Source organism: Pseudomonas sp. (genome assembly GCF_049645325.1).
Classification (GTDB): domain Bacteria; phylum Pseudomonadota; class Gammaproteobacteria; order Pseudomonadales; family Pseudomonadaceae; genus Aquipseudomonas.
Map to the genome: position 1 here is coordinate 1 of NZ_JBARTQ010000435.1, position 13,924 is coordinate 13,924.

A 13,924-nucleotide genomic window follows, 5' to 3' on the forward strand; every position below is an offset into this window, starting at 1 on the left:
CACCTCGGTCTAGCCGAAACACCAAGGTGCCTGCATCGCAGGCAAGCCAGCTCCCACACAAACCCTGCCCACATTGGATTTATGCGGCCCGGGAAACCTTATCTGCCGCCCATGATCGCGATGTAATCCTGGGTCCAGCGGCTGTACGGCACGAACTTGCCGCCTTCAGCCTGCGGGGTTTTCCAGAAGGCGATCTTGTCGAACTGGTCGAACCCGTTGGTCTTGCACCCTTCGGCGCCCAGCAACTCGCTTTCCTTACACGCGGCGGGCACTGCCGGCAGTGAGCCGAACCAGGCGGCAACGTCGCCCTGGACCTTTGGCTGCAGCGACCAGTCCATCCACTTGTAGGCGCAGTTCGGGTGCTTGGCTTCGGCGTGCAACATGGTGGTGTCGGCCCAGCCGGTCGCGCCTTCCTTCGGGATGGTCGAGGCAATCGGCTGTTTCTCGTTGACCAGGCCGTTGACCTGATACGGCCACGCGCTAGAGGCCACCACGCCTTCGTTCTTGAAGTCACTCATCTGCACGGTGGTGTCGTGCCAGTAGCGGTGGATCAACGGTTGCTGGGCGCGCAACAGCTCAAGCACGGCCTTGTACTGCGTTTCGGTCAGTTCGTACGGGTTTTGGATGCCCAGGTCCGGCTTGGTGGCCTTGAGGTACAGCGCCGCGTCAGCGATATAGATCGGGCCGTCATAGGCTTGCACGCGGCCTTTGTTCGGCTTGCCGTCCGGCAGGTTCTGCGCCTCGAACACCACGTTCCAACTGGTGGGCGCGGTCTTGAACACGTTGGTGTTGTACATCAATACGTTCGGGCCCCATTGGTACGGGGTGCCATACGTTTGCTGGCCAACCACGTACCACGGCGCATCTTTCAGGCGCGGGTCGATGTTCTTCCAGTTAGGGATCAACGCGGTGTTGATCGGCTGCACGCGTTTGCCGCCAATCAAGCGCAGCGAGGCGTCGCCCGAGGCGGTGACCAGGTCATAGCCGCCCTTGGCCATCAGGCTGACCATTTCGTCAGACGTGGCGGCGGTTTTCACATTGACCTTGCAGCCGGTTTCCTTCTCGAAACCAGTGACCCAGTCGTAGGCCTTGTCGCTTTCGCCACGTTCGATATAGCCGGGCCAGGCGACGATATCCAGCTGGCCTTCGCCGGCGCCGACGGCCTTGAGCGGTTCGGCGGCCTGGATGCTGACGCTGGCCAGCAGCGCGGTGGTCAAGGCACTGAGCAGTGCGGTCTTGTGCGCGGACATGGGGTTCCCTCTTCTTTAATTATGGTCGGGGCAGTGTGTGAAGCCGTGACGCATGAGCTTAGTTGTTGTTTTAAAGGTGCTGACCGTGGCGGGCCATGATGTGCCGCACCACGCTGTAGTCCTGTAGCGAATCGCTGGACAGATCTTTCCCATACCCCGAACGCTTCAAGCCGCCGTGGGGCATTTCGCTGACCAGCATGAAATGGCTGTTGATCCAGGTGCAGCCGTATTGCAGGCGCGCGGCCACTTGCATGGCCTTGTCCAGGTTCTGCGTCCACACCGACGAGGCCAGGCCGTATTCGGAGTCGTTGGCCCAGTCCACGGCCTGTTCGAGTTCGTCGAAGCGGGTCACGGTGACCACCGGGCCGAACACTTCGCGCTGCACGATTTCATCGTTTTGTTTGCAACCGGCGAGCAGGGTCGGCTGGTAATAGAAGCCCGCGCCGGAATGCACGGCAGCGCCGGTGATGCGTTCGATGTGCGGCTGGCCGAGGGCGCGCTCGACAAAACTGGCAACGCGGTCACGCTGGCGCGTGCTGATCAGCGGGCCGAGTTCGTTGTCGGCATCGCGCTTGCCGGCAAACCGCAGGCTGCTGACGGCGGCGCCGAGGTCCGCGACCAATCTGTCGTGGATACCGGCCTGGGCGTAGATGCGGCACGCGGCAGTGCAATCCTGGCCGGCGTTGTAGTAACCGTAGGCGCGCACGCCTTCGACCACGGCTTGCAGGTCGGCGTCGTTGCACACGATCACCGGCGCTTTGCCGCCCAGTTCCAGGTGCGTGCGTTTCAGCGTTTTCGAGGCGGCCTGCAGGATCTTTTGGCCCGTGACGATATCGCCGGTCAGCGAGACCATGCGCACTTTGGCGTGGCTGACCAAATGGCTGCCGACGCCTTCGCCGCCGCCACACAGAATATTGATCACCCCGCGTGGCAACAGCTCATTCAGCGCAGGCGCCAGGGCGAGGATCGACAGCGGTGTGTGTTCCGACGGCTTGAACACCAGCGTATTGCCGGCGGCCAAGGCGGGGGCGATCTTCCACGCGGCCATCATCAGCGGGTAATTCCACGGCGCGATGGAGGCCACCACGCCAATCGGATCGCGGCGCACCATGCTGGTGTAGCCGGGCAGGTATTCACCACTCAGTTGCCCGGTCTGGCAGCGCACGGCGCCAGCGAAGAAACGGAAAACGTCGACGGTGGCGCTCAGGTCATCCTGACGCGCCAGGTGCAACGGCTTGCCGCAGTTCAACGATTCCAGGCGGGCGAGGTAGTCGGCTTGTTTTTCGATGGCGTCGGCAATGCCCAACAGAATGTTCGAGCGTTGCTGCGGCGTGGTCCGCGACCAGCCGGCAAACGCGCGGTGGGCGGCGAGGATAGCGGCCTCGACCTGCTCGGTGCTGGCTTCGGCGATCTGGGTGAGCACTTCACCGGTGGCCGGGTTGATGATCGGCTCGGCAAAACCCTGGCCCTGGACCAGTTCGCCGTCGATCAACAACGCAGTGAGCAGCGGGGTGGGCGCGCCTGACATTTTTCGCGATCTCTTTTCTTGTATGGCCATGGGCATTCTCTTACGAGGCGCCTGACCTTCTCTTATGGATGGACAGAGACTAGAGGTCAGGCGCGAGGTCAACAAATACTAAATACTGAAAGCAGCATTCGATTAAATAGATGGCTTGCGCGGGTGCGGCTGTTCGCGGGCGACGGTCAGGAACGGGTCGACCAATGCCGGGCGCGCAGTGCCACGGCGCCAGGCCAGGCCCACATCGAGGGTCTGGCTGAGGTCGGCGATTGGCCGGGCTTCAATAATGTCGCCTTCCAGCGACCACGGCCGGTACGTCATGTCGGGTTGGATCGACACGCCCAGGCCTGCTGCCACCAGGCTTCGCACGGCTTCGGTAGACGCGGTGCGCAAGGTCACGCGCGGTTGCAGGGCAGCGGCAGTCCACATGCGCTGGGCGTTGTGGCCCATTTCATCGACATTCAGTTGAATCAGCGGCTCACGCGCCACGTCGGCGAGGTTGATGCTGTCGTGCTCCAGCAGCGGGTGTTGCGCCGGCAGCCATAAACGGTGGGGTGAATGGGTCAGCACTTCGGTCTGCAGCGCGTGGCGGTCTTCCAGGTTGGAGAGGATCAGCACGCCCACGTCGATTTCACCACTGACCAGCAAATGCTCGATATACGGGCGCTCGTCCTCCATCACGCGGATTTCCACATTGGGGTAGGCACGCTGAAAACGGGTGAGCAGGTCTGCCAGGTAATAGCCGGCGACCAGGCTGGTCACGCCGATGATCAACTGCCCGGCCACTTGGTCAGTGCTTTGCTGCAGGCTGCGCTTGGCGTTGTCGACGGTGGCGAGGATCAGGTGCGCTTGGCGCAGGAACTGATGGCCCTGATGAGTCAGGGTCATGCCCTTGGCGTGACGGTTGAACAGGTTGACGCCGATTTCCTGTTCCAGTTGCTGGATCGCCAGGGTCAGGGTCGACTGGGAAATGAACGCGGTTTGCGCGGCGGCGGAAATCGAGCCGGTCTCGGCCACGGCGATAAAATGCCGGATTTGACGCAAGGTCATCATGCTGGAATTACCAGTGGGGTGTTTTTATAGATTTATCCGAGTGTATATCGGTTTTAACGAACGGTAGCTGCGTTACATCTGGAAGCACTCTAGATCGGGGCTTTTTGGCACTTAGTTTTACGCTGGGGGCCTATTGGTCCTACGAACTCAAGTGCCTGGAGGCTGCAAATGAATACCCGTGGATTGCTCGATCAGTTGCTCAAATCTGGCCAGGACATGCTGCAGAACAAGGCTGGCGGGCAGCGCAAGTCAGACGATAAAGGTGCGCTGGGCGGTTTGCTCGGCGGCGGCGGGCTCGGCAGTTTGCTGGGCGGTGCGGGCGGCGGCGCCCTGGCGGCGGGCGCCATGGGCCTGCTGCTGGGCAATAAAAAAGCCCGCAAGTTCGGCGGCAAGGCGCTGACGTATGGCGGGCTGGCCGCGCTGGGTGTGATTGCCTACAAGGCGTATGGCAACTGGCAGGCGCAGCAGGCCAGCGCACCGCAAGGCGAACCGCAAACCATCGACCGCCTGCCACCGGCCCAAGCTGAGCAACACAGCCAGGGCATTCTCAAAGCGCTCGTGGCCGCCGCCAAGGCTGACGGGCATGTGGATGAGCGCGAACGCGCGCTGATCGAAGGCGAATTCACCAAGCTCGACAATGACCGCGAGCTGCAAGGCTGGCTGCACGCCGAGCTCAACAAACCCTTGGACCCAGCGGACGTGGCGCGCGCCGCCGGCACCCCGGAAATGGCCGCCGAGATGTACATCGCCAGCGTGATGCTGGTGGACGAAGAAAACTTCATGGAAAAGGCCTACCTGGACGAACTGGCGCGCCAGCTGAAACTGGAGCCGGGCCTGAAGGCCGAGCTTGAAAAGCAGGTGCGGCTGAACCCATAGATGTGCGAGCGGGCTTGCTCGCGAATACGCTGTGCCAGTCAATGCAGTGGGCGATTGACACACCGTCTTCGCGGGCAAGCTCGCTCCCACAGGGTGTTTTTGCATTCTGTGCGCGATGCATCAAAACCCGTTGATAAATGAGGGCTTGTGCTCAGCTATCTCCTCGGCATTTGATTCGCCCTTCGAGGAAATACTGTGAAGAACTGGACCTTGCGCCAACGGATCTTGGCTAGCTTTGCGGTCATTATCGCCATCATGCTGTTAATGGTTGTGGTCTCCTATTCACGGTTGCTGAAGATCGAGAACAGCGAGACGGCGGTGCGCGACGACGCGGTGCCGGGGGTTTACTTAAGTTCGATGATTCGCAGCGCCTGGGTCGACAGCTACCTCCAGACCCTGGAATTGCTCGGCTTGCGGGACGACAAGGGCCTGACCGACGCCGACAAGGCCGACTTCAAGTCTTTCGAAGGGCGCATCCAGACGCAGATGGCCAATTACCAGAAAACCATCAACGGTCGCGACGACCAGGCCGAGTTCGATAAATTCGAAGCGATGCACCAGGCCTACAACAAGAGCCTCGCCACGGTGCTCGACAGCCTGCAGCGCAACGACCTGGTGGCCGCGCGCAAAGAGTTCACCACCAACCTGACGCCTGCCTGGACGGCAGGGCGCATGAAGCTCAACGACATCATCACCGAGAACAAGGACGTCGCCGACCGCGCCACCAATGCGATTGACGACGCTGTGTCCGCCGCCAAAGTCAGCATGTTGGTATCGTTGCTCCTGGCCATTCTCGCTGCAGGCCTGTGTGGCCTGCTGTTGATGCGTGCAATCATGGCGCCGATGCAGCGCATCGTCTCGATCCTGGGCACCATGCGCGACGGTGACTTGAGCAAGCGCCTGAACCTGGAGCGCAAGGACGAGTTCAACGCGGTGGAAACCGGCTTCAACGACATGATGACCGAGCTCACCGCCCTGGTGTCCCAGGCCCAGCGTTCGTCGGTGCAGGTGACCACCTCGGTGACCGAGATTGCCGCCACCTCCAAGCAGCAACAGGCAACCGCCACCGAAACCGCCGCGACAACCACCGAGATCGGCGCGACTTCGCGGGAGATCGCCGCCACATCCAAGGATTTGGTCCGCACCATGACCGAAGTGTCCACCGCTGCCGATCAGGCCTCGGTCGCTGCCGGTTCCGGCCAGCAAGGCCTGGCGCGCATGGAAGAAACCATGCACTCGGTGATGGGCGCAGCTGACTTGGTCAACGCCAAGCTGGCGATCCTCAATGAGAAGGCCGGTAACATCAACCAGGTGGTGGTGACCATCGTCAAGGTCGCCGACCAGACCAACCTGTTGTCGCTCAACGCTGCCATTGAGGCCGAGAAGGCCGGTGAATACGGGCGCGGGTTTGCCGTGGTGGCCACCGAAGTACGGCGTTTGGCCGACCAGACTGCCGTGGCGACTTACGACATCGAGCAGATGGTGCGCGAGATCCAGTCGGCCGTGTCGGCAGGCGTGATGGGCATGGACAAGTTCTCCGAGGAAGTGCGCCGCGGCATGTCCGAAGTGCAGCAGGTCGGCGAGCAACTGTCGCAGATCATTCATCAGGTACAGGCCCTGGCGCCGCGCGTGTTGATGGTCAACGAAGGCATGCAGGCCCAGGCCACCGGCGCCGAGCAGATCAACCACGCCCTGGTGCAACTGGGCGATGCCAGCAGCCAGACCGTGGAGTCCCTGCGCCAGGCCAGCTTTGCGATTGATGAACTGAGCCAGGTTGCGGTCGGTCTGCGCAGCGGCGTGTCGCGTTTCAAAGTCTGATGAGCGACCTCGCGGCTAAACGCGGCGCCGTCCCGGCAGCGAAAAAGGCGTTGTTCCTGGTGTTTCACATCGGTGGCGAACGGTTTGCCCTCAAAGCCACCGAAGTGGCCGAAGTGCTGCCGCGCCTGCCACTCAAGCCCATAGCCCATTCCCCGGTATGGGTCGCCGGGATCTTTGCCCATCGCGGGGCACTGGTGCCGGTCATCGACCTGTGCGCCCTGACCTTCGGCACGCCGGCCCAGGCCCGCACCAGCACGCGCCTGGTGCTGGTCAATTACCAGCCGCAGCCTTGGGTTACACCGCGCTGGCTGGGGCTGATCCTGGAGCAGGCCACGGACACCGTGCGTTGCGACCTTGACGAGTTCAAGGCGTATGGCCTGGACAATCGCGAGGCGCCCTACCTGGGGCTGGTGCGTGAAGACGCCCTGGGCTTGATGCAATGGATCGGGGTCAACGAACTGCTCACCGAGCCCGTGCGCAGCCTGCTGTTTTCTGCCGAGCTGAGCGTATGAGCAGCGACCCGCGCTTTTCGGCCTTCTTGAAAGAGCGCATTGGCCTGGACGTCGCCTCGGTGGGCGAGGCCATCATCGAGCGCGCGGTGCGCCAGCGCAGCCAAGTGATGCAGGCGCAAACGTCGGAAGATTACTGGCAACGGCTGCAAAGCTCCCATGACGAGCAGCAAGCGCTGATCGAAGCGGTGATCGTTCCCGAGACCTGGTTTTTCCGTTACCCAGAATCCTTTGCGACCCTGGCTCGCCTGGCCAAGGTGCGCCTGGCCGAGATCAAGCAGATGCGCGCGCTGCGCATCCTCAGCCTGCCATGCTCCACGGGCGAAGAGCCCTATTCGATTGCCATGGCCTTGCTTGATGCAGGGCTCGCGCCGCACCAATTCAAGGTCCAGGGCATGGACGTCAGCCCGTTGTCGGTTGAACGCGCGCGCCGTGGCGTGTACGGCAAAAATTCCTTTCGCGGCGGTGACATCGAATTTCGCGAACGCCACTTCACCGAGCAACAGGACGGTTATCGCATCGACGACCGGGTCCGCGAGCAAGTGCGCCTGCAAGTCGGCAACCTGCTCGACCCTGCGCTGCTGGCCAATGAGCCGAGCTACGACTTCGTGTTCTGCCGCAACCTGCTGATCTACTTTGACCAGGCGACCCAAAAGCAAGTCTTCGACGTGCTCAAGGCCCTGACCCATGTGGACGGCGTGCTGTTTATCGGCCCGGCCGAGGGCAGCCTGCTCGGTCGCCATGGCATGCGTTCGATCGGCGTGCCGCAATCCTTTGCGTTCAGCCGGCATGTCGAGCCGGTCGCGCCGGAGCCAATGCCGGTGTTCGTGCCCGCGCCGCTGCCGCCGCGCAGTGCGGCGCCGATTTCGACGAAGCCGCGACCGTTCAGCACGGTCATTGCCCAGGGGGCGCCGGCCAAGGTTGTGCAGTCCGACGCTGGCGAGTTGCTCAGCCGAATTGCCGTGCTGGCCAATGAAGGCAAAAGCCTTGAGGCCCGCGCCGCCTGTGAACAGTATTTGAGTAACCACCCGCCGGTCGCCCAAGTGTTTTATTGGCTGGGGCTGCTCAGCGATGTGGCGGGCAGCGCCCTGGAAGCCCAGGGGTATTATCGAAAAGCCTTGTACCTGGAACCGCAGCACCAGCAGGCCTTGATGCACCTGGCCGCGTTGCTGGAATCCCTGGGAGACAATGCGGGTGCGCGCCGTTTGCAGGCACGCGCCGCCCGTAGCGAGCGAGCAGACAGTGAGCCCAAACAATGAGTAGCCCCGACGTGCTCGACACCGCAGGCCTGGACCTGACCCTGGCCGACACCCAAGCCATCGACGATTGCTGGAACCGCATCGGCATTCATGGCGACAAGTCTTGCCCGCTGTTGGCGGAGCACATCCATTGCCGCAATTGCTCGGTGTATTCCGCCGCCGCCACCCGCTTGCTCGACCGCTACGCCTTGCAACAGGACGACCGTCGTGGGCAGGTGGCCGTCGAAATCGACGCGGATGTGGTGACCCGATCGCTGTTGATGTTCCGCCTCGGCGAGGAATGGCTGGGCATCGCCACCCGTTGCCTGGTGGAAGTGGCGCCGCTGCAACCGATTCACTCGCTGCCGCACCAGCGCTCGCGGGCGCTGCTCGGTGTGGCCAACGTACGTGGCGCGCTGGTGGCGTGTCTGTCGTTGGTGGAACTGCTCGGTCTGGACAGCACCGGCACCGGCGCAATCGGCGGGCGCATCATGCCGCGCATGTTGATCATCGCCGCGCAAGACGGCCCGGTGGTGGTGCCGGTGGATGAAGTCGACGGCATTCATGCCCTTGACGAGCGCGTCTTGATGGCAGCCTCGGCGTCCGGCACCCAGGCGAGTGGGCGCTACACCCAGGGTGTATTGCAGTGGAAAGGCCGCAGCCTGCGTTGGCTGGACGAGGCGCAATTGTTGTCCGCCGTGACCCGGAGCCTCACATGACCCCCGACCAGATGCGCGATGCCTCGCTGCTGGAACTGTTCAGCCTGGAAGCCGACGCGCAGACCCAGGTACTGAGCGCCGGTTTGCTGGCCCTGGAACGCAACCCGACCCAGGCCGACCAGCTTGAAGCCTGCATGCGTGCGGCGCACTCGCTCAAGGGCGCGGCAAGGATTGTCGGGGTGGACGCGGGCGTCAGCGTGTCCCACGTCATGGAAGATTGCCTGGTCAGCGCCCAGGAAAGCCGGCTGTACCTGCAGCCCGAACACATCGATGCGCTGCTGCAAGGCACCGACCTGCTGATGCGCATCGCAACCCCCGGCAACGACGTGGGCCCGGCCGATATCGAAGCCTATGTGGCCTTGATGGAGCGCCTGCTCGACCCGTCCCAGGCGCCCGTGAAACCCGTGGCGCCAACGCCCGAACCTGCTCCTGCAGCGCTGATTGAAGCGTTGCCGCCCGAGCCTGAGCCCGCGCCGCCGGTCGCCAGCGAACCGCCGCGCCAGAACAAACGCATGACCGAAGGCGGCGAGCGCGTGCTGCGTGTGACTGCCGAGCGCTTGAACAGCCTGTTGGACCTGTCCAGCAAATCCCTGGTGGAAACCCAGCGGCTCAAGCCTTACCTGGCCAGCATGCAACGCCTCAAGCGTATTCAAAGCAACAGCGTGCGCGCCCTGGATGCGCTGGACGGCCAGCTCAAGGCGCTGAATTTGAACCTCGAAGCCCAGGAAGCGCTGGCGGACACGCGCCGTCTGTTGAGCGAGGCGCAGGCGTTGCTGGCGGAAAAAACCGCCGAGCTGGACGAGTTTGGCTGGCAGGCCGGGCAGCGCGCCCAAGTGCTCTACGACACCGCCTTGGCGTGCCGCATGCGCCCGTTTGCCGATGTGTTGGCCGGGCAAGTGCGCATGGTGCGTGACCTGGGCCGCAGCCTGGGCAAGCAAGTGCGCCTGGAGATCGAGGGCGAAAAGACCCAGGTCGACCGCGACGTGCTGGAAAAACTCGAAGCACCACTGACGCATTTGTTGCGCAATGCCGTCGACCATGGCATCGAAATGCCCGAGCAACGCATGCTGGCGGGCAAACCGGCCGAAGGCTTGATTCGCCTGCGGGCTTCCCACCAAGCCGGTTTACTGGTGCTGGAATTGAGCGACGACGGCAATGGTGTCGACCTGGAGCGCCTGCGCGGCACCATCGTAGACCGCCACCTGTCGCCGCTGGAAACCGCGCTGCGCCTGAGCGAGGAAGAACTGCTGACCTTCCTGTTCCTGCCGGGTTTCAGCCTGCGCGACAAGGTCACCGAAGTGTCCGGGCGCGGTGTGGGCCTGGACGCGGTGCAGCACATGGTCCGGCAACTGCGTGGTGCGGTGGTGCTGGAACAGACGGCGGGGCAGGGCAGTCGTTTCCACCTTGAAGTGCCGTTGACCTTATCGGTGGTGCGCAGCCTGGTGGTGGAAGTCGGCGAAGAAGCCTACGCGTTCCCGCTGGCGCATATCGAGCGTATGTGTGATCTGGCTCCCGACGACATCGTGCAACTGGAAGGTCGCCAGCACTTCTGGCACGAGGGCCGGCATGTCGGCCTGGTCGCCGCCAGCCAGTTGCTGCAACGCCCGCCCGGGCAGAGCAATGACGAAATGTTGAAGGTGGTGGTGATCCGCGAACGTGATGCGGTGTATGGCATCGCGGTGGAACGCTTTATCGGCGAACGCACGCTGGTGGTGCTGCCGTTGGACGATCGCCTGGGCAAGGTCCAGGATATTTCCGCTGGCGCCTTGCTGGATGACGGCTCGGTGGTATTGATCGTCGACGTCGAAGACATGCTGCGTTCGGTGGACAAATTGCTCAACACCGGGCGCCTGGAACGCATCGCCCGGCGCAGCCAGCAAACCACCGAAGTGCCGCGCAAGCGGGTGCTGGTGGTCGACGACTCGCTCACTGTGCGTGAGCTGCAACGCAAATTGTTACTAAATCGCGGTTATGAAGTGGCTGTTGCGGTCGATGGCATGGACGGCTGGAACGCGTTGCGCTCCGAAGACTTCGACTTGCTCATCACTGACATTGATATGCCTCGTATGGACGGTATTGAATTGGTCACACTCTTGCGTCGTGATAGTCGCCTGCAATCGTTGCCGGTGATGGTGGTGTCGTACAAGGATCGTGAAGAAGACCGGCGCCGTGGCCTCGACGCCGGCGCCGACTATTATTTAGCCAAAGCCAGTTTTCACGATGACGCCTTGCTGGACGCCGTGGTTGAACTGATCGGAGGAGCGCGGGCATGAGGATTGCGATCGTCAATGACATGCCGCTGGCCGTGGAGGCGTTGCGCCGTGCCCTGAGTTTCGAGCCGGCGCATCAGGTGGTGTGGGTGGCCAATAATGGCCTGGAGGCCGTGCAGCGCTGCGCCGAGCTGACCCCGGACTTGATCCTGATGGACCTGATCATGCCGGTGATGGATGGCGTGGAAGCCACGCGGCAGATCATGGCCGAGACGCCGTGCCCGATTGTGATTGTGACCGTGGACCGCCAGGCCAACGTCAGCCGTGTGTTCGAAGCCATGGGCCATGGCGCCCTGGATGTGGTGGACACACCGGCACTCGGCGTGGGCAACCCCAAGGACGCGGCGGCGCCGTTGTTGCGCAAGATCCTTAATATCGGCTGGCTGGTCGGCCAGCGCGGCAGCCGCGTACGCGCCGAAACCGCACTGCCGCGCATTACCGGTACACGCCAGAGCCTGGTGGCCATTGGTTCTTCGGCTGGCGGGCCGGCCGCCCTGGAAACCCTGCTCAAGGGTTTGCCTCGGGACTTTCCTGCGGCCATTGTGCTCGTGCAGCATGTGGACCAGGTGTTCGCCGCGGGCATGGCCGAGTGGTTGAGCAGCGCCTCCGGCTTGCCGGTGCGCCTGGCCCGCGAGGGTGAGCCGCCGCAAAGTGGCGTGGTGCTGCTGGCGGGTACCAACCACCATATTCGCCTGTTGAAAAATGGCACGCTAGCCTATACCGCAGAGCCGGTGAACGAAATTTACCGGCCGTCCATCGACGTGTTCTTCGAGAGCGTCGCCAGCCACTGGAACGGCGACGTCGTCGGCGTATTGCTGACCGGCATGGGCCGCGACGGGGCTCAGGGCCTCAAGTTATTGCGTGAACAAGGCTATTTGACCATCGCCCAGGATCAGCAGAGCTCGGCGGTGTATGGCATGCCCAAAGCGGCGGCGGCAATTGATGCTGCTGTTGAAATTCGCCCACTGGACAGGATTGCGCCCCGATTGCTGGAGGTATTTGCAAAATGATCATGACCTCCCTCCGCGCTGGCTTGCAGGTAGTAATTCAGGTGACTGCACATGAATGATTTACAGCTCGACGACTTCAAGACCGACGAAAACGCCGCCATGGTGTTGCTGGTCGATGACCAGGCCATGATCGGCGAAGCCGTACGGCGTGGGTTGGCCCATGAGGAAAACATCGATTTCCACTTTTGCGCCGATCCACACCAGGCGATTGCCCAGGCGATCCGCATCAAGCCGACCGTGATCCTGCAAGACCTTGTGATGCCGGACCTCGATGGCCTGACGCTGGTGCGCGAATACCGCAATCATCCGGCGACGGCGAATATCCCGATCATCGTGCTGTCGACCAAGGAAGACCCGCTGATCAAGAGCGCGGCGTTCTCGGCCGGGGCTAACGATTACCTGGTCAAGCTGCCGGACAATATCGAGTTGGTGGCGCGCATTCGTTATCACTCGCGCTCCTACATGACGCTGTTGCAGCGAGATGCGGCGTACCGTGCGTTGCGGGTCAGCCAGCAGCAGTTGCTGGACACCAACCTGGTGCTGCAACGGTTGATGAACTCTGATGGGCTTACGGGGTTGTCCAACCGTCGTCACTTCGACGAGTACCTGGAGCTGGAATGGCGCCGCGCGATGCGTGACCAGACGCAGTTGTCGTTGTTGATGATTGATGTGGATTTCTTCAAGACCTACAACGACAGTTTTGGGCATGTTGAAGGCGATGAGGCGTTGCGCAAGGTGGCTGCGACGATTCGCGAGGCGAGTAGCCGGCCTTCGGATTTGCCGGCGCGTTATGGTGGTGAGGAGTTTGCGCTGGTGCTGCCGAGTACTTCGCCCGGTGGGGCGCGTCTGGTGGCCGAGAAGCTGCGCATGGCGGTGGCGGCGCTGAAAATTCCGCATATTGCGCCGGCTGAGGGGGCGAGCCTGACTATCAGCATTGGGTTGTCGACGATGACGCCGGTGCAGGGGACGGATTGCCGGCAGTTGATCATGGCGGCGGACAAGGGGTTGTATACGGCCAAGCATAATGGGCGCAATCAGGTGGGGATTGAGTAGGTTGCTGTTGGGGTGGGGTTATTTGCGGCGGTTGTTTTGGGGGTGTATCCGTTTTTTTGGTAGAGGCTGAGTAGGGTTCCGCCCTTACGGCGGGTCACTTTTGATGGAGCGCAAAAGTAACCAAAACGCTCTTGCCCCTCCACTCGGTGCCTCGCTGTGGCTCGGCATGCCCGCACTCCGGCTTGAATCCGTGGGCCGCCGCCACGCGCCATCCATGGCGCGGGGGGGCTAACCCGGCATCCTTGCCGGGTTACCCACGGTTTCAAGCCTGCGTGCGGCCAGCGTGGTTAACGGGGCGCCTGAGATCAAGATCAAAATCTAAAGCACGGCGGCCTGAAAGCCGACCTGAGTGGTTGAAGCAGAAGCAGGGCAACAGCAAGGCAACAGCAGAGCAGCACAACTTCTACCTGATGTAATGAGGTTCAATTGTGGGAGCGGCGGTGCGACGATTCGACTTGCTCGCGAAGGCGGTGGGTCAGCCAATGAATTTGTTGACTGACCCACCGCCTTCGCGAGCAAGCCCGCTCCCACATTTTTGATCCAGTTCGGCTTCAGATATCAGATTGCTGCCACACCGCAATTCTGCTTTTCTGTGGGAGCTGGCTTGCC

General features: G+C 62.4%; 11 protein-coding genes. 8 read left to right on the top strand and 3 right to left on the bottom strand.

Translation table 11 applies throughout. From position 1 onward, the window contains the following. Positions 1-98: 98 nt before the first annotated feature. The 3 genes from ydcS to WBB95_RS18885 all read right to left on the bottom strand — a co-directional run bounded on the left by ydcS (position 99) and on the right by WBB95_RS18885 (position 3,822). Positions 99-1,250: a putative ABC transporter substrate-binding protein YdcS gene (gene ydcS, locus WBB95_RS18875; protein ID WP_424488962.1), complete on the bottom strand. Its 1,152-nt coding sequence runs from the start codon at positions 1,248-1,250 to the stop codon at positions 99-101. Between the two features lie 70 nt (positions 1,251-1,320). Next, positions 1,321-2,778 carry a gamma-aminobutyraldehyde dehydrogenase gene (locus WBB95_RS18880; protein WP_424488963.1) on the bottom strand — a complete coding sequence of 486 codons (1,458 nt, stop codon included), beginning with the start codon at positions 2,776-2,778 and terminating at the stop codon, positions 1,321-1,323. A 132-nt stretch (positions 2,779-2,910) separates the two neighbouring features. Next, complete coding sequence (locus tag WBB95_RS18885) at positions 2,911-3,822, bottom strand: LysR family transcriptional regulator (protein ID WP_424488964.1); 912 nt, start codon at positions 3,820-3,822, stop codon at positions 2,911-2,913. Positions 3,823-3,990: 168 nt separating this feature from the next. Between WBB95_RS18885 and WBB95_RS18890 the strand changes: the two genes are divergently transcribed. The 8 genes from WBB95_RS18890 (at position 3,991) to WBB95_RS18925 (ending at position 13,315) form a co-directional block, all read left to right on the top strand. After that, a complete protein-coding gene (locus WBB95_RS18890; protein WP_424488965.1) occupies positions 3,991-4,698 on the top strand; it encodes a tellurite resistance TerB family protein in 708 nt (235 codons plus the stop codon). Between the two features lie 195 nt (positions 4,699-4,893). Further along, positions 4,894-6,516, top strand: a complete 1,623-nt coding sequence (locus tag WBB95_RS18895) for a methyl-accepting chemotaxis protein (protein ID WP_424488966.1) — start codon at positions 4,894-4,896, stop codon at positions 6,514-6,516. Then, the gene (locus WBB95_RS18900) at positions 6,516-7,028 is read left to right on the top strand and encodes a chemotaxis protein CheW (RefSeq protein ID WP_424488967.1); all 513 of its coding nucleotides are present in this window, start codon (positions 6,516-6,518) and stop codon (positions 7,026-7,028) included. Before WBB95_RS18895 ends, WBB95_RS18900 begins: the two co-directional genes overlap by 1 nt. Next, positions 7,025-8,284, top strand: coding sequence for a CheR family methyltransferase (locus WBB95_RS18905; protein WP_424488968.1), 1,260 nt, complete (start codon positions 7,025-7,027; stop codon positions 8,282-8,284). Before WBB95_RS18900 ends, WBB95_RS18905 begins: the two co-directional genes overlap by 4 nt. Then, positions 8,281-8,982: a chemotaxis protein CheW gene (locus WBB95_RS18910; RefSeq protein ID WP_424488969.1), complete on the top strand. Its 702-nt coding sequence runs from the start codon at positions 8,281-8,283 to the stop codon at positions 8,980-8,982. Before WBB95_RS18905 ends, WBB95_RS18910 begins: the two co-directional genes overlap by 4 nt. Then, the gene (locus WBB95_RS18915; RefSeq protein ID WP_424488970.1) at positions 8,979-11,255 is read left to right on the top strand and encodes a hybrid sensor histidine kinase/response regulator; all 2,277 of its coding nucleotides are present in this window, start codon (positions 8,979-8,981) and stop codon (positions 11,253-11,255) included. The genes WBB95_RS18910 and WBB95_RS18915 overlap by 4 nt, the downstream gene beginning before the upstream one ends. Then, positions 11,252-12,262, top strand: coding sequence for a chemotaxis response regulator protein-glutamate methylesterase (locus tag WBB95_RS18920; protein WP_424488971.1), 1,011 nt, complete (start codon positions 11,252-11,254; stop codon positions 12,260-12,262). The genes WBB95_RS18915 and WBB95_RS18920 overlap by 4 nt, the downstream gene beginning before the upstream one ends. 51 nt (positions 12,263-12,313) lie before the next feature. Next, positions 12,314-13,315, top strand: coding sequence for a diguanylate cyclase (locus tag WBB95_RS18925; RefSeq protein WP_424488972.1), 1,002 nt, complete (start codon positions 12,314-12,316; stop codon positions 13,313-13,315). Positions 13,316-13,924 lie beyond the last annotated feature (609 nt).

Excerpts from the sequence above, each read along its gene's own strand:
- ydcS (WP_424488962.1), bottom strand. The coding sequence starts at position 1,250 with ATGTCCGCGCACAAGACCGCACTGCTCAGTGCCTTGACCACCGCGCTG.
- WBB95_RS18880 (WP_424488963.1), bottom strand. The coding sequence starts at position 2,778 with ATGTCAGGCGCGCCCACCCCGCTGCTCACTGCGTTGTTGATCGACGGC.
- WBB95_RS18885 (WP_424488964.1), bottom strand. The coding sequence starts at position 3,822 with ATGATGACCTTGCGTCAAATCCGGCATTTTATCGCCGTGGCCGAGACC.
- WBB95_RS18890 (WP_424488965.1), top strand. The coding sequence starts at position 3,991 with ATGAATACCCGTGGATTGCTCGATCAGTTGCTCAAATCTGGCCAGGAC.
- WBB95_RS18900 (WP_424488967.1), top strand. The coding sequence starts at position 6,516 with ATGAGCGACCTCGCGGCTAAACGCGGCGCCGTCCCGGCAGCGAAAAAG.
- WBB95_RS18905 (WP_424488968.1), top strand. The coding sequence starts at position 7,025 with ATGAGCAGCGACCCGCGCTTTTCGGCCTTCTTGAAAGAGCGCATTGGC.
- WBB95_RS18910 (WP_424488969.1), top strand. The coding sequence starts at position 8,281 with ATGAGTAGCCCCGACGTGCTCGACACCGCAGGCCTGGACCTGACCCTG.
- WBB95_RS18915 (WP_424488970.1), top strand. The coding sequence starts at position 8,979 with ATGACCCCCGACCAGATGCGCGATGCCTCGCTGCTGGAACTGTTCAGC.
- WBB95_RS18920 (WP_424488971.1), top strand. The coding sequence starts at position 11,252 with ATGAGGATTGCGATCGTCAATGACATGCCGCTGGCCGTGGAGGCGTTG.
- WBB95_RS18925 (WP_424488972.1), top strand. The coding sequence starts at position 12,314 with ATGAATGATTTACAGCTCGACGACTTCAAGACCGACGAAAACGCCGCC.